We start from the raw sequence: 24,189 nt of genomic DNA, 5'->3' as shown, positions 1-24,189 counted from the left end.
GACCCGGGCACCCAGGTGCCCGACACCCCCGGTTCGGAGGCCGGGGACCCGGTTCGTACCTGATACGGCGGCCGGGGACCGGTTCTGTGGAAGACCTCCGACAATCAACTGGAGCCATTGAATGGCACGCGTTTCCGGTGTTGACATCCCGCGCGAAAAGCGCGTGGAGATCGCCCTCACCTACGTGTTCGGCATCGGCCGGACCCTTTCGCAGCAGACGCTGGCCGCCACCGGCGTCGACCCGAACACCCGCGTTCGCGACCTCTCCGAGGAGCAGCTCGTCGCGATCCGCGAGTACGTCGACAACAACATCAAGACCGAGGGTGACCTCCGTCGCGAGATCCAGGCCGACATCCGCCGCAAGGTCGAGATCGGTACGTACCAGGGTCTGCGTCACCGCCGCGGCCTGCCCGTCCGCGGTCAGCGCACCAGCACCAACGCCCGCACCCGCAAGGGCCCGCGTCGCGCCATCGCCGGTAAGAAGAAGCCGGGCAAGAAGTAGTCCGCAGCGGACTCGCCGTCCAGCGGTCTTCGCTGTAGGACCGACCACCTCCCGTAGGAGAACGACATGCCCCCCAAGGGACGTCAGGGCGCTGCCAAGAAGGTGCGCCGCAAGGAAAAGAAGAACGTCGCTCACGGCCACGCGCACATCAAGAGCACGTTCAACAACACCATCGTTTCGATCACGGACCCGTCCGGCAACGTGATCTCCTGGGCCTCCGCCGGCCACGTCGGCTTCAAGGGCTCCCGGAAGTCCACGCCGTTCGCCGCGCAGATGGCCGCCGAGTCGGCTGCCCGCCGCGCTCAGGAGCACGGCATGCGCAAGGTCGACGTGTTCGTCAAGGGCCCGGGTTCCGGTCGTGAGACCGCCATCCGCTCCCTGCAGGCGACCGGCCTCGAGGTCGGCTCCATCCAGGACGTCACGCCCACCCCGCACAACGGCTGCCGTCCGCCGAAGCGTCGTCGCGTCTGACGCTCGACACGCGGCGGACCGGCGTCCGGCTGGGGGTGTGGGGGTCGTCCCCCACATGTCGCAGTACGGCTGCCGTCCGCCGAAGCGTCGTCGCGTCTGACCTCGCTTCGTCAGGGATTTCCGGGCGGTACGGCTCTTTCGGGCCGTACCGCCCGTACCCTTGCAGTACAGAGTCGGGCGTCAAATAGCGGGCGCCCCTGACTGAAGGATTCACTTCATGCTGATCGCTCAGCGTCCCTCGTTGACCGAAGAGGTCGTCGACGAGTTCCGCTCCCGGTTCGTCATCGAGCCGCTGGAGCCGGGCTTCGGCTACACCCTCGGCAACTCCCTCCGCCGCACGCTCCTCTCGTCGATCCCCGGCGCTGCTGTCACCAGCATCCGCATCGACGGTGTCCTGCACGAGTTCACCACCGTGCCGGGCGTCAAGGAGGACGTCACCGACCTGATCCTCAACATCAAGCAGCTGGTCGTCTCCTCGGAGCACGACGAGCCGGTCGTGATGTACCTGCGCAAGCAGGGCCCGGGTCTGGTCACCGCCGCCGACATCGCGCCCCCGGCCGGTGTCGAGGTGCACAACCCCGACCTCGTCCTCGCCACGCTCAACGGCAAGGGCAAGCTGGAGATGGAGCTGACCGTCGAGCGCGGTCGCGGCTACGTCTCCGCCGTGCAGAACAAGCAGGTGGGCCAGGAGATCGGCCGTATCCCGGTCGACTCCATCTACTCGCCGGTTCTCAAGGTCACGTACAAGGTCGAGGCCACGCGTGTCGAGCAGCGCACCGACTTCGACAAGCTGATCGTCGACGTCGAGACCAAGCAGGCGATGCGTCCGCGTGACGCCATGGCCTCCGCCGGTAAGACCCTGGTCGAGCTGTTCGGTCTCGCCCGCGAGCTGAACATCGACGCCGAGGGCATCGACATGGGTCCGTCCCCGACGGACGCCGCGCTCGCCGCCGACCTGGCGCTGCCGATCGAGGAGCTCGAGCTCACCGTTCGGTCGTACAACTGCCTCAAGCGCGAGGGCATCCACTCCGTGGGTGAGCTCGTGGCGCGTTCCGAGGCCGACCTGCTCGACATCCGCAACTTCGGTGCGAAGTCGATCGACGAGGTCAAGGCGAAGCTGGCCGGCATGGGCCTCGCGCTCAAGGACTCGCCTCCCGGGTTCGACCCGACCGCCGCCGCCGACGCCTTCGGCGCCGACGACGACGCGGACGCCGGTTTCGTGGAGACCGAGCAGTACTGAGCGCTCCGCAAGGAGGGCCGTACCGCGGCTGCCGGTCGGTCGTGGCCGGTCGCGCAGTTCCCCGCGCCCCTTACGGGGCGCGGACCCTCCGGGGCGCTCGAAAAGGCGCCCCGGATCTCCGACAGGCGACCGCCTGCTCGGATACTGACTCCGGTACCTGATACGGCCGGGGCAGACACCTAGGAGAAACACCATGCCGAAGCCCACCAAGGGTGCCCGTCTGGGCGGCAGCGCCGCGCACGAGAAGCTGCTCCTCGCGAACCTCGCGAAGTCGCTGTTCGAGCACGGCCGCATCACCACGACCGAGGCGAAGGCGCGCAAGCTGCGTCCGTACGCCGAGCGTCTGGTCACCAAGGCGAAGAAGGGCGACCTTCACAACCGCCGTCAGGTGCTCCAGGTCATCACGGACAAGAGCATCGTCCACACGCTCTTCACCGAGATCGGCCCCCGGTACGAGAACCGTCCCGGTGGCTACACCCGGATCACCAAGATCGGCAACCGCCGTGGCGACAACGCGCCCATGGCCGTCATCGAGCTGGTCGAGGCGCTGACCGTGGCGCAGGAGGCCACCGGTGAGGCCGAGGCCGCGACGAAGCGTGCCGCCAAGGACGCCGAGGCCGCTCCGGCTGCCGAGGAGACCAAGGCCGAGACCACCGAGGCTTCGGCCGAGGAGTCCAAGGAGGCCTGAGGCTTCCGGCTCGCGACGGGCCCGTCCCCTTTCGGGGGCGGGCCCGTCCGCATTGCGGGGCAACCATTCAGGCAGGTCGGTGGTCATGTATGCGTCACCGAATCCCGGTGCGTCCGGTCCCTGAGTCACGGGGGTTTCATGCCTTCTCCCGCCGCCGTGCGGCGTCGTGCCGCCGCCTTCGTGCTGGCCGCTCTGGCCGCCACGGCGCTCGCCAGTCCCGCCCGTGCCGTCGAGCAGCCGTTGCCGGTCGCCGTCACCGGTCCCGACAGTGTGAACCTCTCCCTGCACCCGGAGGCCGGCGAGTCGGCCGAGCCGCAGATCGAGCTGGGGCTGCGGGCGCCCGGTGAGCCGATACCGGACCAGGACGGCGTCATCAGCCCGATCCACACCGGCGACTACACGGTCACCGTGGACGCCCGCTCCCTGGCCGGGGTGGCCGCGGTGGACTTCTCCGGCCTCGGGGGCTGGCAGGGGTGCGCCGTCGACGGACTCGTCGCCACCTGTAACGGCTACGAGATCTACGCCGGCCAGGACTACAACCGTCTCGGCGGTATCCGCCTGGACGTGACCGACGAGAGCGCCGCCGGCGACGCCGGCAGCATCGAGATCACGGCCCAGGGCGAAGGCCTGGCCTTCACCGGGCACTCGGTGGACGTGCTGGTCGGCGGCCCGGAGCTGCGGATGAAGCAGTTGACCGAGCCCGCGGACCTGAGGGCCGGCGACACCTTCCAGGCGCCGCTGGGCTTCCGCAACGTCGGTGGGCTGGGCGGCGAGGGCGTCCTGCTGCGTATCTCCGGCACCCGGGGTCTGTCCTTCCCCCGTACCTTCGACAACTGCTGGTACGACCCGCGTGATCCCGACGACCTGCTCGGGCGTTCCGAGGCACTGTGCGTCTTCGACGGCGAGTTCGCCGGGGACGCGGCCTACGGGTTGAACACGCCGTTCCCGGTGCGGACGGCCGACTTCGCGCTGTACGACGCGCTGTCCTACTCCTTCAGCGCGGTGCCCGCCGCACAGGCGCGGGAGCTGCTGGCCCAGGGCGACTACCAGGCCGGGGACGGTGCGGCGCTGGAGTTGGCCCGCGTGCCGGAGGCGGAGCCGGCCGGCTATACGCGCTGGGCGGAGCTGGACCTGCCGACCAGGAACACCTTCGACCTCGACCTGACCGGTGAGCGGCTGCGGGCCCGCAAGGGCAGCACCGTGTCGGTGGACGTCGGCTTCGCCAACCACGGCCCCGCCTGGCTGGCCCTGCTGCGTTCCGGCGGCGAGCCGATCTCCTTCCAGGTCGACCTGCCGCCGGGGACCACGGCCACCACCGTTCCCGAGGACTGCCGGCCCACCTGGGAAGGAGCCGAGGGCGACTACGCCTGCTTCGTCTCCACGCCGGTCCTGGAGAACGACTCCCGCACCTTCACCTTCGGCCTCCGCATCGACGAGGTGACCAAGAACGCCACCGGCCGGGCGTTCTTCGCGTACACGATGCCGAACGAGGGCAACCCGGCGAACGACTCCGGGCAGATCGTGCTGAACCCCACCGGCAGGGGCTGACCGCCCGTCGGTCCGGCAGCGGGTCCGCCCTCCGGGCGGGCCCGTTCGCCGTTCCTGAGAAGATGCAGGGGTGAGTGACGAAGTAGAGGCCGGGTTCGTACGGGTGCGGCTGGACCTTTCCTACGACGGGTCCGAGTTCTCCGGGTGGGCCAAGCAGGCCGGTGGGCGGCGGACCGTGCAGGGGGAGATCGAGGACGCGCTGCGGACGGTCACGCGGTCCCGGGAGACCCACGAGCTGACCGTGGCGGGGCGGACCGACGCCGGCGTGCACGCCCGGGGCCAGGTCGCCCACGTCGACCTGCCGCGCGAGGTCTGGGCCGAGCACCACGGGAAGCTGCTCAAGCGGCTCGCCGGGCGGCTGTCCCGGGACGTGCGGGTGTGGGCCCTCAGGGAGGCGCCCAGCGGCTTCAACGCCCGGTTCTCCGCGATCTGGCGGCGCTACGCCTACCGGGTCACCGACAACCCCGGCGGTGTGGACCCGCTGCTGCGCGGACACGTCCTGTGGCACGACTGGCCCCTCGACGTCGACGCCATGAACGAGGCCGCCCGGGGGCTGCTCGGGGAGCACGACTTCGCCGCCTACTGCAAGAAGCGGGAGGGGGCCACGACCATCCGGACGCTGCAGGAGCTGAGCCTGGTGCGCGGCGACGACGGGATCGTCACCGCCACGGTCCGGGCCGACGCCTTCTGCCACAACATGGTCCGCTCCCTGATCGGGGCGCTGCTGTTCGTCGGCGACGGTCACCGTCCGCCCGACTGGCCCGCCAAGGTGCTCGCCGCCGGTGTCCGGGACTCCGCCGTGCACGTCGTACGGCCGCACGGGCTGACCCTGGAGGAGGTCGGCTACCCGGCGGACGAGCTGCTGGCGGCGCGGAACAAGGAGGCGCGCAACCGGCGGTCCCTGCCGGGGGCCGGCTGCTGCTGAGCCGCTACTCGGCCGTGGCCGCCGCCGACGCCTGCGCCTCGCCGCGTCGGCGGATCTGCCGGAAGGCGAACTCGGCGAGGTCGTCGCCCGTGCGGAACACGGCCGTGTCCTTCTGCGTCACGCTCTTGCCGTCGGTGAAGCCGGCGATCGTGAAGTAGGCGTAGCGGCCGTAGGAGTTGATGGTGGAGCGGCAGACCGCGCCCGTGCAGAACGACTTCACGCCGCCGCCGGACAGTGAGCGCACGATGCTCTTCTTGTCGGTCTGGCCCTTGGCCTTGACCGCCTGCGCCTCGTTGTCGAAGACGGCCACCCCGACCGTCACCGCGATGTCGCCCTTGGTGTAGGTGACGCGGAGCAGCCGGGTGCAGCCGTTGGCGGTGAGGGCCTTCGGCAGGGTGCCCTGGGCGGCGGAGGCGCAGGTGCGGGTGTCCGCGGTCGGCCCCTTCTTGTACACGATGTCGCCCATGGTCAGCTGCGTGCCCGGGAAGAGGATGCCCGGGCTCAGCGGGGCCGTGTCCTTCTTGCTGCTGGACACGAAGTCCTTCGGGTCCAGCGGCGGCGGGGCACTGGTCGGCGCGAACGAGGGGGGCGCGGCCGACTGGCTGGGGATGTCCGCGGTCGACGGGAGCTGGGAGGAGGGCGTGTCCGACGCCTGGCCGGAGCCGTTCGCCGAGACCACGGCCACGGCGACGGCACTGGCGATCGCCACGGTGGCCAGCGCGCCGCCGCCGATGAACAGCAGCCGGCGCCGCTTGTTGCGGGCCTCCGAGGCCTCGGCGAGAGCGGCCCAGTCCGGGGAGTCGCCGCCGCCGCTGTTCCAGGGCTGCTGCTGCGATTGCGGTTTCCAGGGATCCCACTGCGACTGAGGTCCCCCCTGCCCAAAGCTCATGGGCGGCATCTTAGACGGGCCGAGAGGCGCGCTGGTGCGCCTCCGGAGGGGCCGCAGCGCCTAGCGTTCCCCTCATGCGGACGGGCAAAAACGACATCTCCGGGTGGTTGGTGCGACCTGCGGGCGGGCCCGCGTGGGCGGCGCTCGTGGCGGTGCTGGGGGCGTCGGCGCTGAGTGCGGCCCGGGCGGCTCCGGACGGGGGGATGGACAACGCGATCGTCGTGCGGGCCGCCCGCACCTGGCTGGCCGGCGGCTCCCCGTACGACGATCCGCACTTCCTCTATCTGCCGAGCGCGGTGCTGGCCGCCGTCCCGCAGGCGCTGCTGCCCGGGGCCGTGCTGCGCGTGCTGGCGCCGTTGGCGGTGACGGGGCTGCTGGTGCTGGCCTGGGGCTGCGCGCTGCGCCTGCACCGGGTGCCGTACGGCAGCCGCCTCGGCGTCCTCGGGCCGATCGGGCTCGCGGTGGGCTTCGCGCCGTTCGGGCACCTGGTGCGGCTCGGCAACTGGACGGTGACGGCGGCGGTGGGTCTGCCGCTGTGCCTGCTGCTGGCGAGCCGGGGGCGGTGGACGGCGGCGGGGGCCGTCATCGGGACGTCCGTGGCGCTCAAGCCGCTGCTGGCGCCCGTGGTGCTGCTGTTCGTGTTCGCCGGACGGTGGCGGGCCCTGGTGGCGGCCGTCCTGCTGCCCGCGCTGGCTTCCGGCGCGGCGGCGCTGCTGATGCCCGACCCGGCCGGCTTCCTCACCCGCACCCTGCCGTTCCTGCTCCACGACGACGACGGGTTCCTGCGGCTGTACGAGGCCTCCCCGGCGGCCGTGCTGCCCCGGCTGGGCGTGGCGGGGCCGCTCGCGCAGGGGGTCGCGGCGGCGGCGGCCGGGGCCGGGGTGCTGTGCGCGTACCTGCGCTGGCGCCGCGCGGACGCCGGGCCGCTGCGGTACGCGGAGACCGGGGCGGGCCTGATGCTGTCGGCGTTCCTGGTCTCCAGGCCGTCGTACGACCACTACCTCCTCGTCGCGGTGCCGCTGCTGCTCGCCGGGCTGCCGTACGCCGGGGCGGTGGCCCGGGGGCCCTGGTTCTGGATCGCCCTGGTGCCCCAGGCGCCCGGGGTGAGCTGGCCCTGGCTGGAGTCGGCGCGGCAGCGGGCCTTCAAGGACGCGTTCACGCTGTGCGGGCTGGGGTGGGCGGTGGCGCGGCACGCCCGGGGCGGTGCGGCTCCCGCCGGCGATCACCGCGGCGGCGGGCGCGCGCCGGAGCCGGAGCGGGTGTCGGCGGCTCCGTTTTGACCCGGCTATGGCACCCCGGGTACTCTGCACAGTCGTATGTGTATTGGCTTGCTCATTCTCACGTGAGGGGCCCTTACACCGGTCCACCGGGACCGATGACCAGCGACCAGCACGCGGTTTGCGTCACCGCTGTGCGGTCAAGGCTGTCGTGATCGTCTTCGGTGACCTTGTCAGGACCATTCACTGAAGAAGCGAAGGCTACGAACCGTGCGTACGTACAGCCCCAAGCCCGGCGATGTGACGCGCCAGTGGCACGTCATCGACGCTCAGGACGTCGTCCTGGGTCGTCTGGCCTCCACCGCGGCCTCCATCCTCCGTGGCAAGCACAAGCCCATCTACGCGCCCCACGTCGACACCGGTGACTTCGTCATCATCATCAACGCCGACAAGGTGCACCTCTCCGGCAACAAGCGGACCCAGAAGATGGCGTACCGCCACTCCGGCTACCCGGGCGGTCTGCGCTCGGTGCGCTACGACGAGCTGCTGGACAAGAACCCCGAGAAGGCCATCGAGAAGGCCGTCAAGGGCATGCTCCCCAAGAACACGCTGGGCCGTCAGATGCTCTCGAAGCTGAAGGTCTACAAGGGTGACCAGCACCCGCACGGCGCGCAGCAGCCGCAGCCGTTCGAGATCACCCAGGTCGCGCAGTAAGTCCGGCCACCCCCTAAGACTGAAGAGAATCTGAGGAGCATCGTGGCCGAGACCACTGCCGAGCAGCCGCTCGAAGAGATCGACATCGACAGCTACACCACCGAGTCCGAGGTCCCCGTCGAGGGCGAGTACACCTCGGAGTCCATGGCGTCCCGCTTCGGCGAGCCCCAGCCGGCCGCCGGCCTGGGCCGTCGCAAGAACGCCATCGCCCGCGTCCGGATCGTCCCGGGCACCGGCAAGTGGAAGATCAACGGTCGCACCCTCGAGGACTACTTCCCGAACAAGGTGCACCAGCAGGAAGTCAACGAGCCCTTCAAGGTGCTCGAGCTCGAGGGCCGTTACGACGTCATCGCCCGCATCGCGGGTGGCGGTGTCTCCGGTCAGGCCGGTGCGCTCCGTCTCGGCGTCGCCCGTGCGCTGAACGAGGCCGACGTGGACAACAACCGCGGCCCGCTGAAGAAGGCCGGCTTCCTCAAGCGCGACGACCGTGCGGTCGAGCGCAAGAAGGCCGGTCTCAAGAAGGCCCGCAAGGCTCCGCAGTACAGCAAGCGCTAAGCCTCGCTGCCTGTACTCCGAACGCCCCGGCGGCACGCCACTGTGCTGCCGGGGCGTTCGTTTATCTCCGTCGTTGGGCGTATAACGGCACAAGACGTTGAGACGTTGAGACGCTGAGGCGTTCAAAGACTTGTGTGATCGGATGGCCGGGCAGCGCGGTGCGCCGCGTGACCGGTAACCACGGGAGCCGACTGCGTGGGCCGCACCGGCAGCCGCTCCCGGAATTGACGTTTCCTCAGGAGGACAAGTGGGACGACTCTTCGGCACGGACGGCGTGCGCGGTGTCGCCAACGCGGATCTGACGGCCGAGCTGGCGCTCGGTCTCTCCGTCGCCGCGGCGCACGTACTGGCCGAGGCGGGCACCTTCGCCGGACACCGCCCGACCGCGGTGGTCGGCCGGGACCCGCGCGCCTCCGGGGAGTTCCTGGAGGCCGCCGTGGTCGCGGGTCTGGCCAGCGCCGGCGTGGACGTGCTGCGGGTCGGCGTGCTGCCGACGCCCGCGGTGGCCCACCTCACCGGCGCGCTCGGCGCCGACCTCGGCGTGATGCTCTCCGCGAGCCACAACGCCATGCCCGACAACGGCATCAAGTTCTTCGCCCGCGGCGGCCACAAGCTCGCCGACGAGCTGGAGGACCGCATCGAGTCCGTCTACGAGGAGCACCGCACCGGCGCCCCGTGGGACCGCCCGACCGGTGCCGGCGTGGGCCGCGTCCGCGACTACGACGAGGGACTCGACCAGTACGTCGCCCACCTCGTCGGTGTCCTCCCGAACCGCCTCGACGGGCTGAAGATCGTCCTCGACGAGGCGCACGGCGCGGCCTCCCGGGTCTCGCCGGAGGCGTTCGCGCGGGCCGGCGCGGAGCTCGTCACCATCGGCGCGGTGCCGGACGGCCTCAACATCAACGACGGCTGCGGCTCCACCCACCTCGACCTGCTCAAGGCCGCCGTCGTCGAGCACGGCGCCGACCTCGGCATCGCCCACGACGGCGACGCCGACCGCTGCCTGGCCGTGGACCACACCGGCGCGGAGGTCGACGGCGACCAGATCCTCGCCGTGCTCGCGCTCGCGATGCGGGAGCGGGACGCGCTGCGCTCCGACACGGTCGTGGCGACCGTGATGTCCAACCTGGGCTTCAAGCTGGCCATGGAGCGCGAGGGCATCCAGTTCGTGCAGACCGGGGTCGGCGACCGGTACGTGCTGGAGGAGATGAAGGCCAACGGGTACGCCCTCGGTGGCGAGCAGTCCGGCCACGTCATCATCCTCGACCACGCCACCACCGGTGACGGCACGCTGACCGGCCTGATGCTGGCGGCGCGGGTCGCGCAGACCGGCCGTACGCTGCGGGACCTCGCGTCCGTGATGGAGCGGCTGCCGCAGGTGCTGATCAATGTGCCCGACGTGGACAAGGCGCGGGTCACGACGTCCGCGGAGCTGGCGACCGCCGTCGGAGAGGCGGAGCGGGAGCTGGGCAGCACGGGGCGGGTGCTGTTGCGGTCCTCGGGGACCGAGCCGTTGGTGCGGGTGATGGTCGAGGCGGCGGACATCGAGCAGGCTCGGTCTGTCGCGGGGCGGTTGGCCGATGCGGTGAAGTCGGCGCTGGGGTAGTTCTGCGGCGCCGGGTTCGGGGTGGGGGTGCTGTGCGTTGCCGGCCGCGGCGTCGTCGTGGCTGGTCGCCCACGCGGCGGAGCCGCATATCGGCACAGCCCCGCGCCCCCGGAGGCGCCGACCCTCAACCGGCGTTGTCAGGCTTCGTGAGGCGGCCGCGCTGGGTCGCCCACAGGGCCTTCTGGGCGAGAAGCGTCAGAGTGCCGGCCACGACGATGCCGAAGAGGTTGAGCACGAGCTGTTCGCTGGACCCCACGGTCTGCCCCATGTCCCCGAAGCTCAGGGCGACGGCCGCGTTCGCGGCGGCCGGGACCGTGGTGACCGAAATGGCGACGCCCACCAGGGCGCCGGACTTCGCCGAGGTCAGCGACAGCGTGCCGGCGATTCCGGCGAGGACCGCCACCACGAAGGAGAAGGCGTCCGGGGCGTAGACGAAGCCCGTGTTGGGGCGATCTCCCTCCAGCTTGCCCTCGCTGAACAGGTCGAAGCCGGACATGATCCAGCTGAAGCCCACCGTCACCGCCATCGCCACCGCGAAGCCCACCAGCAGGGCGATCGCCGAGCGCAGCGCCAGGCGCGGCGCGCGCTGGACGATGGCGGTGCAGATGCCCGCCAGCGGGCCGAACTCCGGACCGACCGCCATCGCGCCCACGATCAGGATGGCGTTGTCGAGCACCACACCGCAGGCCGCGATCATCGTGGCGAGCGTGATGAAGGCGACGTAGGTGACGGAGAGGGTCGACTCCTCGTGGGTCGCCTCCTCCAGCTGCTCCCACAGCACGGCGTCCGCGGGCTCGCCGGGGGCGTCCCGCTCCGCCTTGTCGGCGCGCCTGGACAGCGACAGGTCGATGTTCTCGGCGGTGATGGCACCGCAGTCGTCGATGCCCAGCGCCCGGAGCCGGCTGATGATCTCGTCGGCCGCCTCGCGGGCCACGTCGCACATGACGACGTCGCCCTTCGGGTCGCGGGCGGCGCCGGCCAGGACGACGAGGTGGGTGGTGCCGACCGTCCGGTCGATCAGACGGACCACCTCGTCGGTCCGGTCGGCCGGAGTGATCAGACGCAGATGCAGCATCCGGTATTTCTACAGGCAGCGGGCGGTCGTCGTCACAGCTTCCGCAGGCTCAGGCGCTGCACCTTGTGGTCCGGTCCCTTGCGCAGGATCAGGGTGGCCCGCCCCCGGGTCGGGGCCACGTTCTCCAGGAGGTTCGGCTTGTTGATGGTGCGCCAGGTGGTGCGGGCGTAGTCGAGGGCCTCCTCCTCCGAGACCTGGGTGTACTTGCGGAAGTACGAGGACGGGTTCTGGAAGGCGGTCGCGCGCAGCTTGCGGAAGCGGCTGAGGTACCAGTGCTCGATGTCCTCGGTGCGGGCGTCGACGTACACGCTGAAGTCGAAGTAGTCGGCGAGGCCGACCCTGGTGCGGCCGTCCTTGCCGGGCAGTGCGGGCTGGAGCACGTTCAGGCCCTCGACGATCAGGATGTCGGGGCGGCGCACGACGAGCTTCTCGTCCGGGACGATGTCGTAGATGAGGTGCGAGTAGACGGGGGCGGTCACCTCGGCCTTGCCCGCCTTGATGTCGGCGACGAACCGGGTGAGCGCCCGGCGGTCGTACGACTCGGGGAAACCTTTCCGCGACATCAGGCCGCGGGCCTCCAGCTCCTTCGTCGGCAGCAGGAACCCGTCGGTCGTGACCAGCTCGACGCGCGGATGCTCGGGCCAGCGGGACAGCAGCGCCTGGAGGAGGCGGGCGACGGTGGACTTGCCGACCGCGACCGAGCCGGCGACCCCTATGACGAAGGGCGTGCCGGACTGGGAGCCCTGCTCGCCGAGGAAGGTGTTCAGCGCGCCGCGCAGTCCGTCGGTGGCGCCGACGTAGAGGTTGAGGAGCCGGGACAGCGGCAGGTAGATGTCCCGCACCTCGTCGAGGTCGATGACGTCGCCGAGGCCGCGCAGCTTCTCCACCTCCTCGGCGGTCAGCGGCAGCGGCGTCTTGTCGCGCAGCGCGCTCCACTCGGGGCGGGTGAGGTCGACGTAGGGAGTCGCCTCCGGCCGGGACCGGTGGGCGCTCCGGGGCATCGAGGGGACCGGAGAGATCACAGTCCATTGTTAACGGAGTTTGAACAGGACGGCGGGTGGGCTGCGTCACGCCCGGCCGCGCTCCGCCGGGCAAGATCACGTGGGCGTCACGGTCGGGTACCGGGTGGTCATGGAGTGGTCGTCGGGTGATCGGCTGTGACATCGCTGTGAGTACAGTGCGCGCGATACATGCGGAGCTCCTCCGCTGTCCTGGCAGAAAGAGTCACCTCACGTGAGATCGACCGCTGTTCGCCGTACCGCCCTGGCGGCCTCGGCTGCCGCCCTGGCCCTTCTCGTCACCGCCTGCGGCGGGTCCTCCGACGACGGCGACAAGACCGGTGACGGCAAGGCCGACGCAGGCAAGAACGCCCCGGCCGGTGCCAAGGCGCTGACCGCCGCCGAGCTGGAGAAGGCGGCGCTGGCCCAGTCCGACGTCAAGAACGGCAAGGTCACCAAGGCCGCCGCGACGGACGACATCGCGCAGGACCAGGTGAAGGCGGAGAAGGCCGAGTGCCAGCCGCTCGTCTTCGGGCAGACCGGCGTCGCCGCGGGCGAGCCGGCTGCCACGGTGAAGCGGTCCTGGACGGAGGAGGCGAAGAAGCCGTCCGGGGACGACCTGTCCGAGGAGGCGCTCAACAGCGCGTTCGACCTGGACAAGGTCCTGGTGACGCTGGCCTCCTACGAGGACGGCGGAGCCGAGAAGGTCCTCAAGGACGTGAACGCGGCCGTGAGCGCGTGCTCGGGCGGGTTCGCCTACACCGCGGCCGGCGTCAAGAACCAGATCGACAAGGTGGTCACGGACAAGGCGCCCGCCGGCGCCGACGAGGCGGTCGCGATGACCATGACGATGGCCGCCGAGGGCGGCGACACGTTCCCGGTCAAGGTCACCGTCACCCGTAAGGGCTCCACCGTGGCGTCGTTCACCGTGCTCAACCTGGGCTCCGCCGCCACGGGCGAGGACTTCCCCTTCCCCACGGAGATCAGCGACGCCCAGCTCGCCAAGCTGGGCTGACCGCAACCGGCTGAAAATTCCCACCGGGGTGTTCGTACCCCGGTGGGAATTTCCGAATTCGGGCACGCGACGACAGGTTCGTGACGGAACCTGACCGTAGGCTGCCGGTCATGTGCGGAATCGTGGGATACGTGGGATCGCAGTCGGCACTGGATGTGGTGGTGGCCGGACTGAAGCGACTGGAGTACCGGGGGTACGACTCGGCGGGCGTCGCCGTGCTCGCCGACGGCGGGCTCGCCACCGCCAAGCGGGCCGGCAAGCTCGTCAACCTGGACAAGGAACTGTCCGAACACCCGCTGCCGTCCGCCGCGACCGGCATCGGCCACACCCGCTGGGCCACGCACGGCGGCCCCACAGACGCCAACGCGCACCCGCACCTCGACAACGCGGGCCGGGTGGCCGTGGTCCACAACGGCATCATCGAGAACTTCGCCGCGCTCCAGGCCGAACTGGCGGAGCGCGGCCACGAGTTGGTCTCCGAGACCGATACCGAGGTCGTCGCCCACCTGCTCGCCGAGGAGTACTCCGCCTGCGCCGACCTGGCCGAGTCGATGCGGCTGGTGTGCCGCCGGCTGGAGGGCGCGTTCACGCTGGTCGCGGTGCACGCGGACGAGCCGGACGTGGTCGTCGGGGCGCGGCGCAACTCGCCGCTCGTGGTGGGTGTGGGGGAGGGCGAGTACTTCCTCGCCTCCGACGTGGCCGCGTTCATCGCCCACACCCGGGACGCCCTCGAACTGGGCCAGGACCAGGTGGTGGAGCTGCGCCGGGACGGCGTGACGGTCACCGGCTTCGACGGCAGTCCCGCGGACGTGCGCTCGTACCACGTCGACTGGGACGCCTCGGCCGCCGAGAAGGGCGGCCACGACTACTTCATGCTCAAGGAGATCGCGGAGCAGCCCAAGGCGGTCGCCGACACGCTCCTCGGCCGCATCGACGGCTCCGGCTCCCTCACCCTCGACGAACTGCGGATCCCCGCGGGAGTGCTCCGGGAGGTCGACAAGGTCGTCATCGTCGCCTGCGGCACGGCCTTCCACGCCGGCCTGATCGCCAAGTACGCCATCGAACACTGGACGCGCATCCCCTGCGAAGTGGAGCTGGCCAGCGAGTTCCGCTACCGCGACCCCATCCTCGACCAGCAGACCCTGGTCGTCGCCATCTCCCAGTCCGGCGAGACCATGGACACGCTCATGGCACTGCGCCACGCCCGCGAGCAGGGCGCCAAGGTGCTGGCCATCTGCAACACCAACGGCTCGACCATCCCGCGCGAGTCCGACGCGGTGCTCTACACGCACGCCGGTCCCGAGGTCGCCGTCGCCTCGACGAAGGCCTTCCTGACCCAGCTCGTGGCCTGTTACCTGGTCGCCCTCTACCTCGGCCAGGTCCGCGGCACGAAGTACGCCGACGAGATCCGCGACGTCGTCCGCGACCTCTCCCGCGTCTCCGGCGCCGTCGACCGGGTCCTGGAGACCATGCAGCCGGTGCGGGAACTGGCACGCTCGCTCGCCCACAAGGACACGGTGCTGTTCCTGGGCCGGCACGTGGGGTATCCGGTCGCGCTGGAAGGCGCCCTGAAGCTCAAGGAGCTGGCCTACATGCACGCCGAGGGCTTCGCGGCGGGCGAGCTGAAGCACGGGCCCATCGCCCTGATCGAGGAGGACCTGCCGGTCGTCGTGGTCGTGCCGTCCCCGCGCGGCCGCTCCGTGCTCCACGACAAGATCGTGTCCAACATCCAGGAGATCCGGGCCCGGGGCGCGCGGACCGTCGTCATCGCCGAGGAGGGCGACGAGGCGGTCGTCCCCTACGCCGACCACCTCGTCCGGATCCCCGCCACCCCGACGCTGCTCCAGCCCCTGGTGGCGACGGTGCCCTTGCAGGTCTTCGCCTGCGAGCTGGCCACGGCCCGGGGCAACGACGTGGACCAGCCGAGGAACCTGGCCAAGTCGGTGACGGTGGAGTAGCCGTGCGGGTTCCTGGTGGTTCCCGCGCCGGATGGGACGAAGGTCACCGGACACCCCCCTGTGCCGGTGCGGCGCTGATCGCTAAGGTACGGGGGTTTGCGGTTGGTGCTGCAGTGACTACCCCTGCCCGCCGGCCGCCACCACACGCGGATACGACTGGTGGACCGTTATGACCACAGCCCCCCCGGCACCCACGACTCCGGCCACGGAGCGGCCAGGGCTCGCGGATCGGGCCGGTACCCTGCCCACGCGTCTGGCGTCGCTGACCAGCCTGCGCTTCTTCGCGGCCTTCGCGGTCTTCGTGCATCACTTCAACGGAGTGAGCGCGGGCGGCGGAGTGTGGCGGGTGCCCGACCTCTTCCCGTACTCGAAGATCGGCGCGCACGGCGTGACGTTCTTCTTCGTCCTCTCCGGCTTCCTGCTCACCTGGAGCCACAAGCCGACCAACGGCAAGGGGACGTTCTACTGGCGGCGCTTCGGCCGTATCTACCCCGCCCACCTGGTCGCGGCCGTCGCCGCCATCGCCGTCTTCTACGGCATGGGCAACGACCACACGGACGCGGTCAGCCTCATCTCCTCCCTGCTGCTGGTGCAGGCGTGGCTGCCGAACGCGATGCCCACCCTGCCGGGCAACCCCGTCACCTGGACGCTCAGCGTCGAGCTGCTCTTCTACGCGCTCTTCCCGCTGCTCATCGGCCGTCTGCGCGCCTGGCGGACCAGGACCCTGGCGGTGGTCACCGTCGCCGGCCTGGTCGCGATGTGGGGCGTGCACGTGGCGGCCGACCACTACCTGAACGCGCACGACGCGTCCTGGGTGATGCGGCACCCGGTGGTCTACCTGCCGCAGTTCCTCGTCGGGGTCACCTTCGCCATCGCCCTGCGCCGCGGCCACCGCGTCCCCCTGCGTCCCACCGCGGTGGTGGCGCTGCTCTTCGTGTACGCCGTGGCCTTCACCCGCGCACCCGACTGGGGCAGCCCCTTCGTCGCCCACCAGATGGAGTGCACCGTGCGCCCCGTCATCGCGGTGCTGTCCGTGCTGCTGATCGCCGCCTGTGTGCAGAACGAGGCCGCGGGCCGCGCCCGTCTGCTGACCAACCGCTCGCTGATCATGCTCGGGGCCAGCTCGTACGCCTTCTACCTGGTCCACCAGACCGTCAACCAGTTCATCCGCGAGTACTGGCCGCACCGGATGGCACCCAGCAACGAGGCGATCGTCTTCCTGCTGGGCACCTTCCTGGTCTCCCAGGCCCTCGCCTGGCTGCTGTACCGGTGGGTCGAGGAACCGGCCCAGCAGTGGTGGTCCAAGCGCGGTCCGAAGTCCCGCGCCCCCCGCGCCGACAAGGCCCCGGCGCCGATCGTCCCCTAGGGACGGGTCGGCACGGCCTCGTAAGGTGCTCGGCATGAGCATCATCGGGGTCGGGATCGACGTGGCCGAGATCGACCGTTTCGGGGCGTCGCTGGCGCGCACGCCGGCCATGGCGCGGCGGCTCTTCCTGGAGAGCGAGCTGCTGCTGCCGAGCGGGGAGCGCCGGGGTGTGGCCTCGCTCGCCGCCCGGTTCGCGGCGAAGGAGGCGGTGGCCAAGGCGCTCGGTGCGCCGGGGGGGCTGCACTGGACGGACGCCGAGGTGTACGTCGAGGACAGCGGACGCCCACGGCTGCGGGTCACCGGGACGGTGGCGGCGCGGGCGGCGGAGCTGGGGGTGAGGTCGTGGCACGTGTCGCTCAGCCATGACGCGGGGGTGGCGTCGGCCGTGGTGGTCGCGGAGGGGTAGGCGGCGCGGGGCCCCTCGCGGGGGCGAGTAGGGTCCTCTGATCATGGACGTGAGCGCGGGCATCGAGACGGTCCCGCTTCCGCCGGGACGGGTGACCCTGTCGGACCGGAGGACGCGGCGCAGCTGGACGGTCGAGGTCGCGGCCTGTCGGCTGGCCGCCTTCCCTGTCACCCGGGAGCAGTACGCGCGGATCACCGGCCGGCCGCAGCCCCCGGCGGGGGAGGAGCGGCGCCCCGTCGAGGGAGTCTCCTGGAGGGACGCGATCCGGTTCTGCAACGCCCTCTCGCACCGTGAGGGCCTGCGGCTCGCCTACCGGATCGCCGCCGACGGCGAGGGTGACGGCGAGGCTGACGGCCCCGGCGCGGACGGGGTCGCGTGGGACGCGTCCGCCGACGGGTACCGGCTGCCGACCGAGGCCGAGTGGGAGCACGCCTGCCGCGCCGGGACGCAGGGGCCGCGCTACGGCCCCCTCGACGACATCGCCTGGTACCGCGGCAACTCCGGCGAACGCCCCCACGCCGTGGGCGGCCGGCTGCCCAACCCGTGGGGCCTGTACGACATGCTCGGCAACGTCTGGGAGTGGTGCTGGGACCTGTACGACCCGGAGGTCTACGGCACCTACCGGGTGCTGCGCGGCGGCGGCTGGTTCGACGAGCACTGGAGCTGCCGGGCCTCCGTACGGCGTCGCAGCCACCCGACCTTCCGGGTCGACGACGTCGGCTTCCGCGTCGCCCGGTCGGTCCGGCCCCTCGGCGACTGAACCCGGAACGCCGACGGGTGGGGTGCGGACCTGCCTCTTCACCGCCGACGCGCGCAGCGGTCAGCCCGGCGTCCGTCTCCGAGGCCGTGGCGTTCCTCGAGAGCCAGGGCCTCGTCCGCCGCGAACGCGACGACCGCCCGGTCCGACGCCCGGCTCGCCGAGTCCGCGCGGCAGGGCGTCGGTGTCCTCGGTCCCGGCACCCCGTCCGCCTGGTGAACGTCGCCGCCCGCTTCATGGACTTCGTCGGCGAGCGCATCGCCCGCGCCGCCGAGCAGGCCCGCGAGACCCTCTCCACGAAGCCCGCGCCGACCGCGGGCGGGAGCGAACCGGACCGGCCCGACCCGTGACGTTCGCGGTGTACCGGGAAGACTCGACGGCATGCGGACTGCGTACAGCGTGGAGACGGTCAGGACGGCCGAACGGGAGTTGATGGCGAGGCTGCCGGAGGGGGCCCTGATGCAACGGGCGGCGGCCGGGCTCGCCGCCGCCTGCGCGGAGCTGCTCGGCCGCGTCGCCGGGCGGGTCTACGGCAGCAGGGTCGTGCTGCTGGTCGGCAGCGGCGACAACGGCGGCGACGCCCTGTACGCCGGGGCGCGGCTCGCCCGGCGCGGGGCCGGCGTGACGGCCGTCCTGCTCACGCCCGAGCGCGCGCACGCCGGCGGGCTCGCGGCGTTCCGGCGGGCCGGCGGCCGGGTCGCCGCCGACGGCGACGGGGAGCGGCTGGTCGAGCGGGCCGACCTGGTCGTGGACGGCATCGTCGGGATCGGCGGCCGGGGCGGGCTGCGGGCGGAGGCGGTGCCGCTGGCCGCCGCGGCCGGGCGGTCGCGGGCCGCCGTCGTCGCGGTCGACCTGCCGAGCGGGGTCGACGCCGACACGGGCGAGGTGCGCGGGGAGGCGGTCCGGGCCGACCTGACGGTGACCTTCGGGACGCACAAGCCGGGGCTGCTGGTCGACCCGGCGCGGGAGTACGCCGGGTCGGTGCGGCTGGTCGACATCGGGCTGCCGCTGCCGCACGACGCGGCCGAGCTGGAGGCGTTGCAGCACGCGGACGTGGCGCGGCTGCTGCCGGTGCCGGGCGCGGAGAGCGACAAGTACCGGCGCGGGGTGGTGGGCATCGCCGCCGGGTCGGCGCGCTATCCGGGGGCCGCCGTGCTCGCCGTCTCCGGCGCGCTGCGGGGCGGGGCCGGGGCGGTGCGGTACGTCGGGCCGGCCGGGGACGCGGTGATCGCGCGCTTCCCGGAGACGCTCGTGTCGGACCGGGGACCGAAGCGGGCGGGGCGGGTGCAGGCGTGGGTCGTCGGACCGGGGGCCGGGGACGACGCCGGGACCGTGGCGGAGGTGCTGGGCGCGGAGGTGCCGGTGCTGATCGACGCGGACGGGCTGCGGCTGGCCGACGCGGAGGCGGTGCGGGGACGTGCGGCGCCGACGCTGATGACGCCGCACGCCGGGGAGGCGGCGGCGCTGCTCGGGGTGAGCCGGGAGGAGGTCGAGAGGGCGCGGCTGGCCTCGGCGCGGGAGCTGGCGGGGCGGTACGGGGCGACGGTGCTGCTGAAGGGGTCGACGACGGTGGTGGCCGCGGCGGGCGGGAAGGGGCCCGTGCGGGTCAATGCGACGGGGACGTCGTGGCTGGCCACGGCGGGGAGCGGGGACGTGCTGTCGGGGCTGGCGGGGTCGTTGCTGGCGGCGGGGCTGTCGGCGGTGGACGCGGGGAGTGCGGGGGCGTATCTGCACGGGCTGGCCGGGCGGCTCTCGGCGGCGGGGGCGCCGGTGGGGGCGCATGACGTGGCGGAGGCGGTGCCGGTGGCTTGGCGGGACGTGCGGGGGGTTGTCGGCGGGCGGGGGTGACGTGCCGGCCGTCGGACCGGTTCTATGCGGGCGGCGTTGCGGGGGTGGGGGCGTCGGTGCGGGGGGTGGGTCGCGTGGCCCGGCGCTGCCGGGGTGCCTCCCCCACGCTCGGCTGCGCTCGCGCGGGGAGACCCCCACCGCCCACCCGTGCCGCCCTGGGGGTCCTCCCAGGCCGTTCAGGCACTGGGGGAGGCACGACTGCCCGCAGCTGGGGCGGCCACGGCGGCCGCGGCGGCTTTGCCCGCTGTGGTGGCTACGGCCGGGGGTGATCGGGGGCTCTGAGAGACTGGGGGCACGATGAGTGAGACTTCCGTCCAGTGGGCCGCGTCCCTGCGGGGCCGTGCCGAGATCGATCTGGCCGCACTGCGGGCCAACGTGCGCGCGCTGCGTGAACGGGCGCCCGGTGCGGCCCTCATGGCCGTCGTCAAGGCCGACGCCTACGGCCACGGCGCGATCCCCTGCGCCCGCGCGGCCGTCGCGGCCGGCGCGACCTGGCTCGGTACCGCCACACCCCAGGAGGCGCTCGCGCTGCGCGCGGAGGCCGGACTGCCGGACGACCTGCGGATCATGTGCTGGCTGTGGACGCCGGGCGGTCCCTGGCGCGAGGCCGTCGAGGCCCGTCTCGACGTCTCCGTCAGCGGGATGTGGGCCCTGGAGGAGGTCACCGCCGCGGCCCGCCTGGCCGGGCGCCCCGCGCGGGTGCAGCTCAAGGCCGACACCGGGCTCGGCCGGGGCGGCTGCCAGCCGGGCGGCGACTGGGAGGAACTCGTCCGGGAGGCCCTGCGCGCCGAGGCCGAGGGGCTGATCCGCGTCACCGGGCTCTGGTCGCACTTCGCCTGCGCCGACGAGCCCGGCCACCCCTCCATCGCCGCCCAGCTCACCCGCTTCCGGGAGATGACGGCGTACGCCGAACAGCAGGGCGTGCGCCCCGAGGTCCGGCACATCGCCAACTCGCCGGCCACGCTCACGCTCCCCGAGGCCCACTTCGACCTCGTACGCCCCGGCATCGCGATGTACGGCGTCTCGCCCAGCCCCGAGATCGGCACCCCCGCCGACTTCGGGCTGCGCCCCGTGATGACGCTGTCCGCCGCCCTGGCCCTGGTCAAGCAGGTCCCCGGCGGCCACGGCGTCAGCTACGGCCACCACTACACCACCCCCGGCGAGACCACCCTCGGCCTCGTCCCTCTCGGGTACGCGGACGGCATCCCCCGCCACGCCTCCTCCACCGGCCCCGTCCTGGTCGACGGCAAGTGGCGCACGATCGCGGGGCGGGTCGCGATGGACCAGTTCGTCGTCGACCTGGGTGGGGACCGGCCCCCGCCCGGCGCCGAGGCGGTGCTGTTCGGGCCCGGCGACCGCGGCGAGCCCACCGCCGAGGACTGGGCGCAGGCCGCGGGCACCATCGCGTACGAGATCGTCACCCGGATCGGCGCGCGCGTGCCCCGCGTCTATGTGAACGAGTGACGATCGCGGGCCCGCCTGACCAGTGACACGTGACGTGTGCCCGGCCCGGCGTGTATGACGTGCATGCCGCACGCGTTCGGGTGAATGAGGAACAAGAGGGGAATCCGCCCCGCGGCCCGGTGAAGAGGAGCGGTACGTGAGCGAGAGCAGCGCGGAGGGTGTCGCGGACGTCGCCGCGGCGGCCGTCGCCTCCGCCGCGGAGGCCGCCACCGACGTGGCCGCCGGAGGCTGGCGCCGGGCGACCGGCATCGCCGGTGTCGCGATAGGCGTGGTCGCCGCGGGTGCGGCGGCCGGCGTGGCGATAGAACGGCTCACCGTCGGCCGCGGGATACGCCAGAAGGCGCGGCTCGCCCTCGACTCGGCAGGGCCGTACGGCGGACTGCGCGGCACCCCCGGCAAGGCGTACGCCGACGACGGCACCGAGCTGTACTACGAGGTCGACGACGTCGAGCCGGACACCGAGTCCGCGCTCACCCGGCGCCGCCGGCGGCTCTTCGGCCGCAAGGCGCCCGCTCCCGTCACCGTCGTCTTCTGCCACGGCTACTGCCTCAACCAGGACTCCTGGCACTTCCAGCGGGCGGCGCTCAGGGGCGTCGTGCGCACCGTGCACTGGGACCAGCGCAGCCACGGACGGTCCGGGCGGGGCGTGGCCCAGGTGCGCGACGGCGAGCCGGTCACCATCGACGAGCTGGGCCGGGACCTCAAGGCCGTCATCGACGCGGCCGTGCCCGAGGGCCCCCTCGTGCTGGTCGGGCACTCCATGGGCGGCATGACGGTGATGGCCCTGGCCGACCGTTTCCCCGCCCTGATACGCGAGCGCGTCGTCGGCGTCGCCCTCGTCGGCACGTCGTCCGGGCGGCTCGGCGAGGTCAACTTCGGACTGCCCGTGGCCGGCGTCAACGCGGTGCGGCGGGTGCTGCCCGGGATACTGAAGGCCCTGGGGCAGCGGGCCGAGCTGGTGGAGAAGGGGCGGCGGGCGACGGCGGACCTGTTCGCCGGGATCATCAAGCGGTACTCGTTCGCGTCCCGGGACGTCGACCCGGCCGTGGCCCGGTTCGCCGAGCGGATGATCGAGTCGACGCCGATCGACGTCGTCGCCGAGTACTACCCGGCGTTCAACGACCACGACAAGACCGAGGCCCTCGCGTACTTCCGCGACCTCCCGGTGCTGGTGCTGGCCGGGGTGCAGGACCTGGTGACGCCCAGCGAGCACAGCGAGGCGATCGCCGGCCTGCTGCCCGACGCCGAGCTGGTCCTCGTCCCCGACGCGGGGCACCTGGTGATGCTGGAGCACCCGGAGCTGGTCACCGACCGCCTCGCCGACCTGCTCGCCCGCGCCCACGAGAAGGCGCGCAGCGCGGCCGTGTGAGCCTGGCGGTGGGAGACGGGCCGGTGCGCCGGCAGCGGCTACCGTTGATGGCTATGGAAGCACCAGCCACACCGCAGGGCCCGGCCGAGCCCGCCCCCGCCGTCGAGATCACCGTCACCTCCCCGGAGCAGATGCGGGAACTGGGCCGCAGGCTCGCCAAACTGCTCCGCGCCGGTGACCTGGTCATGCTGAGCGGGGAGCTGGGCGCGGGCAAGACGACGCTGACCCGGGGGCTCGGCGAGGGCCTCGGCGTGCGCGGCGCCGTCACCTCCCCGACCTTCGTGATCGCCCGTGTGCACCCCTCGCTCGGCGACGGTCCGCCGCTCGTCCACGTCGACGCCTACCGGCTGTCCGGCGGCCTCGACGAGATGGAGGACCTCGACCTGGACGTCTCCCTGTCCGACTCGGTGATAGTGGTCGAGTGGGGCGAGGGCAAGGTGGAGGAGCTCACCGAGGACCGGTTGCAGCTCCTGATCCACCGGGCCGTGGGGGACACCACCGACGAGGTGCGGCAGGTGACGCTGACGGGTGTCGGCGAGCGCTGGTCGGCGGTCGACCTGAGCGTCCTCGCCGCCTGATCCGCTCCTCGCGGCCGGGTTCCGACAACACGTCGGCAAGATGTTGCCAACGGGGTGCCGCCCGTGGTCACATGGTATCCAGCTCGTAGTTAGGCATGCCTTACTACGCCCGCCCCCGACCTTCAGGAGGCGTCCGTGCCGGAGCCCGTGACCCAGCCGCCCGCGCCCGCCGGGGTGTCCATGCAGGACCTGCTCGCGGCCTGTGCCGCGGCGGCCGCCGTCTCCACGCCGCCACGCGCGCCGGAACCGGAGGAGCGCCGCCCCGTCCGGGAGCACCGCGAGGCCGCCTGACCCGCCGGGCGGCCTCGGGTGACGTACCGGGGGATGCGTCAGGGGATGCTCAGGGGGCGCGCGCGACGCGGGGGATTCAGGGGATGACGACGACCTGCTGGCCGATCGTCGCGAACCGCCACATCGCGTCGCCGTCCGCGCGGGACTCCCGGATGCCGCCGGTCCGCAGGCCCGGATCGGGGTTCGGCGGCGAGTCGTCCACGGCCGCGCTGAAACCGACGACCACGCCCTCGACGCTGGTGAAGCGCACGACGTGCTCGACCGGGATGCCGTCCGATCCGGTGACCCTCTTCGAGCGCGAGGTGACCGCGTAGGTGCCCGGCACCGGGTCGACCTTGCCCGGCGTGACCGCGAAGGTGGTCTGCACCTTGTTGTCCGGGCCGACCAGCCACACCCGGTCGTCGTCCAGCGAGTACACCACCCGTTCGCCCCTGCCCGAACCCATCGGCAGGGCTTCCGGGTGCCGGGCGTCGCGGGGCGCCTTGGAGGCGCCGGGGGCGGGGGTGCTGGTCGCGTGCACCCTGCTCAGTTCGGCCGGCAGGCGGTCCGACGCCTGGTGGGCGAGGAAACCGACCGTGCCGAGGGCCGCCGCGGTGAGCGCGGCCACCAAACCGGCGCTGCTGCTTGCCACTGGGACCACCTAGGCGTCGGGCGTCGTACTCACGGCCACCGCGTCACGCACCGTATGTCTCGCGTCACGCGTCGTGCT

At 72.3% G+C, this 24,189-nt stretch carries 23 protein-coding genes and 2 pseudogenes; 21 read left to right on the top strand and 4 right to left on the bottom strand.

Going from position 1 to position 24,189, the window contains the following annotated elements:
- Positions 1-121: 121 nt before the first annotated feature.
- The 6 genes from rpsM to truA all read left to right on the top strand — a co-directional run bounded on the left by rpsM (position 122) and on the right by truA (position 5,374).
- Positions 122-502, top strand: coding sequence for a 30S ribosomal protein S13 (gene rpsM, locus ACIRG6_RS12760; RefSeq protein WP_004984507.1), 381 nt, complete (start codon positions 122-124; stop codon positions 500-502).
- A 66-nt stretch (positions 503-568) separates the two neighbouring features.
- Positions 569-973: a 30S ribosomal protein S11 gene (gene rpsK / locus ACIRG6_RS12755; RefSeq protein WP_003956432.1), complete on the top strand. Its 405-nt coding sequence runs from the start codon at positions 569-571 to the stop codon at positions 971-973.
- A gap of 217 nt (positions 974-1,190) precedes the next feature.
- Positions 1,191-2,213, top strand: coding sequence for a DNA-directed RNA polymerase subunit alpha (locus ACIRG6_RS12750; RefSeq protein WP_003966937.1), 1,023 nt, complete (start codon positions 1,191-1,193; stop codon positions 2,211-2,213).
- Positions 2,214-2,406: 193 nt separating this feature from the next.
- Positions 2,407-2,901, top strand: a complete 495-nt coding sequence (gene rplQ / locus ACIRG6_RS12745; RefSeq protein WP_403322425.1) for a 50S ribosomal protein L17 — start codon at positions 2,407-2,409, stop codon at positions 2,899-2,901.
- A 138-nt stretch (positions 2,902-3,039) separates the two neighbouring features.
- Positions 3,040-4,449: a hypothetical protein gene (locus ACIRG6_RS12740; protein ID WP_403322424.1), complete on the top strand. Its 1,410-nt coding sequence runs from the start codon at positions 3,040-3,042 to the stop codon at positions 4,447-4,449.
- A 70-nt stretch (positions 4,450-4,519) separates the two neighbouring features.
- Positions 4,520-5,374 carry a tRNA pseudouridine(38-40) synthase TruA gene (truA, locus tag ACIRG6_RS12735; protein WP_403322421.1) on the top strand — a complete coding sequence of 285 codons (855 nt, stop codon included), beginning with the start codon at positions 4,520-4,522 and terminating at the stop codon, positions 5,372-5,374.
- Between the two features lie 4 nt (positions 5,375-5,378).
- Here the strand turns inward: truA and ACIRG6_RS12730 are convergent, their stop codons facing one another.
- Positions 5,379-6,263, bottom strand: a complete 885-nt coding sequence (locus tag ACIRG6_RS12730) for a hypothetical protein (protein ID WP_403322419.1) — start codon at positions 6,261-6,263, stop codon at positions 5,379-5,381.
- A gap of 74 nt (positions 6,264-6,337) precedes the next feature.
- Here ACIRG6_RS12730 and ACIRG6_RS12725 point away from each other — a divergent pair, with 74 nt between their 5' ends.
- The 4 genes from ACIRG6_RS12725 to glmM all read left to right on the top strand — a co-directional run bounded on the left by ACIRG6_RS12725 (position 6,338) and on the right by glmM (position 10,355).
- Positions 6,338-7,543 (top strand): glycosyltransferase family 87 protein, encoded by a 1,206-nt coding sequence (locus tag ACIRG6_RS12725; protein ID WP_403322417.1) that lies wholly within the window; start codon positions 6,338-6,340, stop codon positions 7,541-7,543.
- A 207-nt stretch (positions 7,544-7,750) separates the two neighbouring features.
- On the top strand, positions 7,751-8,194 hold the full coding sequence (rplM, locus tag ACIRG6_RS12720; protein ID WP_055632362.1) for a 50S ribosomal protein L13: 444 nt from the start codon (positions 7,751-7,753) through the stop codon (positions 8,192-8,194).
- Between the two features lie 42 nt (positions 8,195-8,236).
- Positions 8,237-8,749, top strand: coding sequence for a 30S ribosomal protein S9 (gene rpsI / locus ACIRG6_RS12715; protein WP_077796742.1), 513 nt, complete (start codon positions 8,237-8,239; stop codon positions 8,747-8,749).
- A 247-nt stretch (positions 8,750-8,996) separates the two neighbouring features.
- On the top strand, positions 8,997-10,355 hold the full coding sequence (gene glmM / locus ACIRG6_RS12710; protein ID WP_239765480.1) for a phosphoglucosamine mutase: 1,359 nt from the start codon (positions 8,997-8,999) through the stop codon (positions 10,353-10,355).
- A gap of 124 nt (positions 10,356-10,479) precedes the next feature.
- On the opposite strand, the gene ACIRG6_RS12705 is transcribed toward glmM, so the two are convergent.
- Together ACIRG6_RS12705 and coaA are read right to left on the bottom strand one after the other, a co-directional pair.
- Positions 10,480-11,430 (bottom strand): DUF389 domain-containing protein, encoded by a 951-nt coding sequence (locus tag ACIRG6_RS12705; RefSeq protein WP_364676413.1) that lies wholly within the window; start codon positions 11,428-11,430, stop codon positions 10,480-10,482.
- A 32-nt stretch (positions 11,431-11,462) separates the two neighbouring features.
- The gene (gene coaA / locus ACIRG6_RS12700; protein ID WP_318214039.1) at positions 11,463-12,431 is read right to left on the bottom strand and encodes a type I pantothenate kinase; all 969 of its coding nucleotides are present in this window, start codon (positions 12,429-12,431) and stop codon (positions 11,463-11,465) included.
- Between the two features lie 232 nt (positions 12,432-12,663).
- Here coaA and ACIRG6_RS12695 point away from each other — a divergent pair, with 232 nt between their 5' ends.
- The 11 genes and pseudogenes from ACIRG6_RS12695 (at position 12,664) to ACIRG6_RS12645 (ending at position 23,480) form a co-directional block, all read left to right on the top strand.
- A complete protein-coding gene (locus ACIRG6_RS12695; protein WP_318214040.1) occupies positions 12,664-13,443 on the top strand; it encodes a hypothetical protein in 780 nt (259 codons plus the stop codon).
- 110 nt (positions 13,444-13,553) lie between these two features.
- Positions 13,554-15,401 carry a glutamine--fructose-6-phosphate transaminase (isomerizing) gene (gene glmS, locus ACIRG6_RS12690; protein ID WP_364676416.1) on the top strand — a complete coding sequence of 616 codons (1,848 nt, stop codon included), beginning with the start codon at positions 13,554-13,556 and terminating at the stop codon, positions 15,399-15,401.
- 169 nt (positions 15,402-15,570) lie between these two features.
- Positions 15,571-16,767, top strand: coding sequence for an acyltransferase family protein (locus ACIRG6_RS12685; protein WP_318214042.1), 1,197 nt, complete (start codon positions 15,571-15,573; stop codon positions 16,765-16,767).
- 34 nt (positions 16,768-16,801) lie between these two features.
- Positions 16,802-17,173 (top strand): holo-ACP synthase, encoded by a 372-nt coding sequence (locus ACIRG6_RS12680; protein WP_364676418.1) that lies wholly within the window; start codon positions 16,802-16,804, stop codon positions 17,171-17,173.
- 43 nt (positions 17,174-17,216) lie between these two features.
- Positions 17,217-17,933 carry a formylglycine-generating enzyme family protein gene (locus ACIRG6_RS12675; protein WP_403322413.1) on the top strand — a complete coding sequence of 239 codons (717 nt, stop codon included), beginning with the start codon at positions 17,217-17,219 and terminating at the stop codon, positions 17,931-17,933.
- A 32-nt stretch (positions 17,934-17,965) separates the two neighbouring features.
- Positions 17,966-18,280: pseudogene (locus tag ACIRG6_RS12670) on the top strand (MarR family transcriptional regulator); the annotation flags it as partial.
- A gap of 31 nt (positions 18,281-18,311) precedes the next feature.
- The gene (locus tag ACIRG6_RS12665; RefSeq protein WP_364676424.1) at positions 18,312-19,778 is read left to right on the top strand and encodes an NAD(P)H-hydrate dehydratase; all 1,467 of its coding nucleotides are present in this window, start codon (positions 18,312-18,314) and stop codon (positions 19,776-19,778) included.
- A gap of 297 nt (positions 19,779-20,075) precedes the next feature.
- On the top strand, positions 20,076-21,242 hold the full coding sequence (gene alr / locus ACIRG6_RS12660; protein ID WP_318214045.1) for an alanine racemase: 1,167 nt from the start codon (positions 20,076-20,078) through the stop codon (positions 21,240-21,242).
- A 136-nt stretch (positions 21,243-21,378) separates the two neighbouring features.
- A pseudogene (locus ACIRG6_RS12655) lies at positions 21,379-22,696 on the top strand (alpha/beta fold hydrolase); the annotation flags it as partial.
- Positions 22,665-23,189, top strand: coding sequence for a tRNA (adenosine(37)-N6)-threonylcarbamoyltransferase complex ATPase subunit type 1 TsaE (gene tsaE / locus ACIRG6_RS12650; protein WP_189229119.1), 525 nt, complete (start codon positions 22,665-22,667; stop codon positions 23,187-23,189). The pseudogene ACIRG6_RS12655 and the gene tsaE, both read left to right, overlap by 32 nt.
- A gap of 135 nt (positions 23,190-23,324) precedes the next feature.
- The gene (locus ACIRG6_RS12645) at positions 23,325-23,480 is read left to right on the top strand and encodes a hypothetical protein (RefSeq protein WP_350714738.1); all 156 of its coding nucleotides are present in this window, start codon (positions 23,325-23,327) and stop codon (positions 23,478-23,480) included.
- A gap of 76 nt (positions 23,481-23,556) precedes the next feature.
- Here the strand turns inward: ACIRG6_RS12645 and ACIRG6_RS12640 are convergent, their stop codons facing one another.
- Positions 23,557-24,111: a hypothetical protein gene (locus ACIRG6_RS12640; RefSeq protein WP_364676428.1), complete on the bottom strand. Its 555-nt coding sequence runs from the start codon at positions 24,109-24,111 to the stop codon at positions 23,557-23,559.
- Positions 24,112-24,189: the final 78 nt, after the last annotated feature.

Source organism: Streptomyces flaveolus (assembly GCF_044765825.1).
In the GTDB taxonomy this organism is placed as follows: domain Bacteria; phylum Actinomycetota; class Actinomycetes; order Streptomycetales; family Streptomycetaceae; genus Streptomyces; species Streptomyces flaveolus.
The sequence above is the reverse complement of the archived record's forward strand: the minus strand, read 5'-3'. Positions and strand labels throughout refer to the sequence as shown.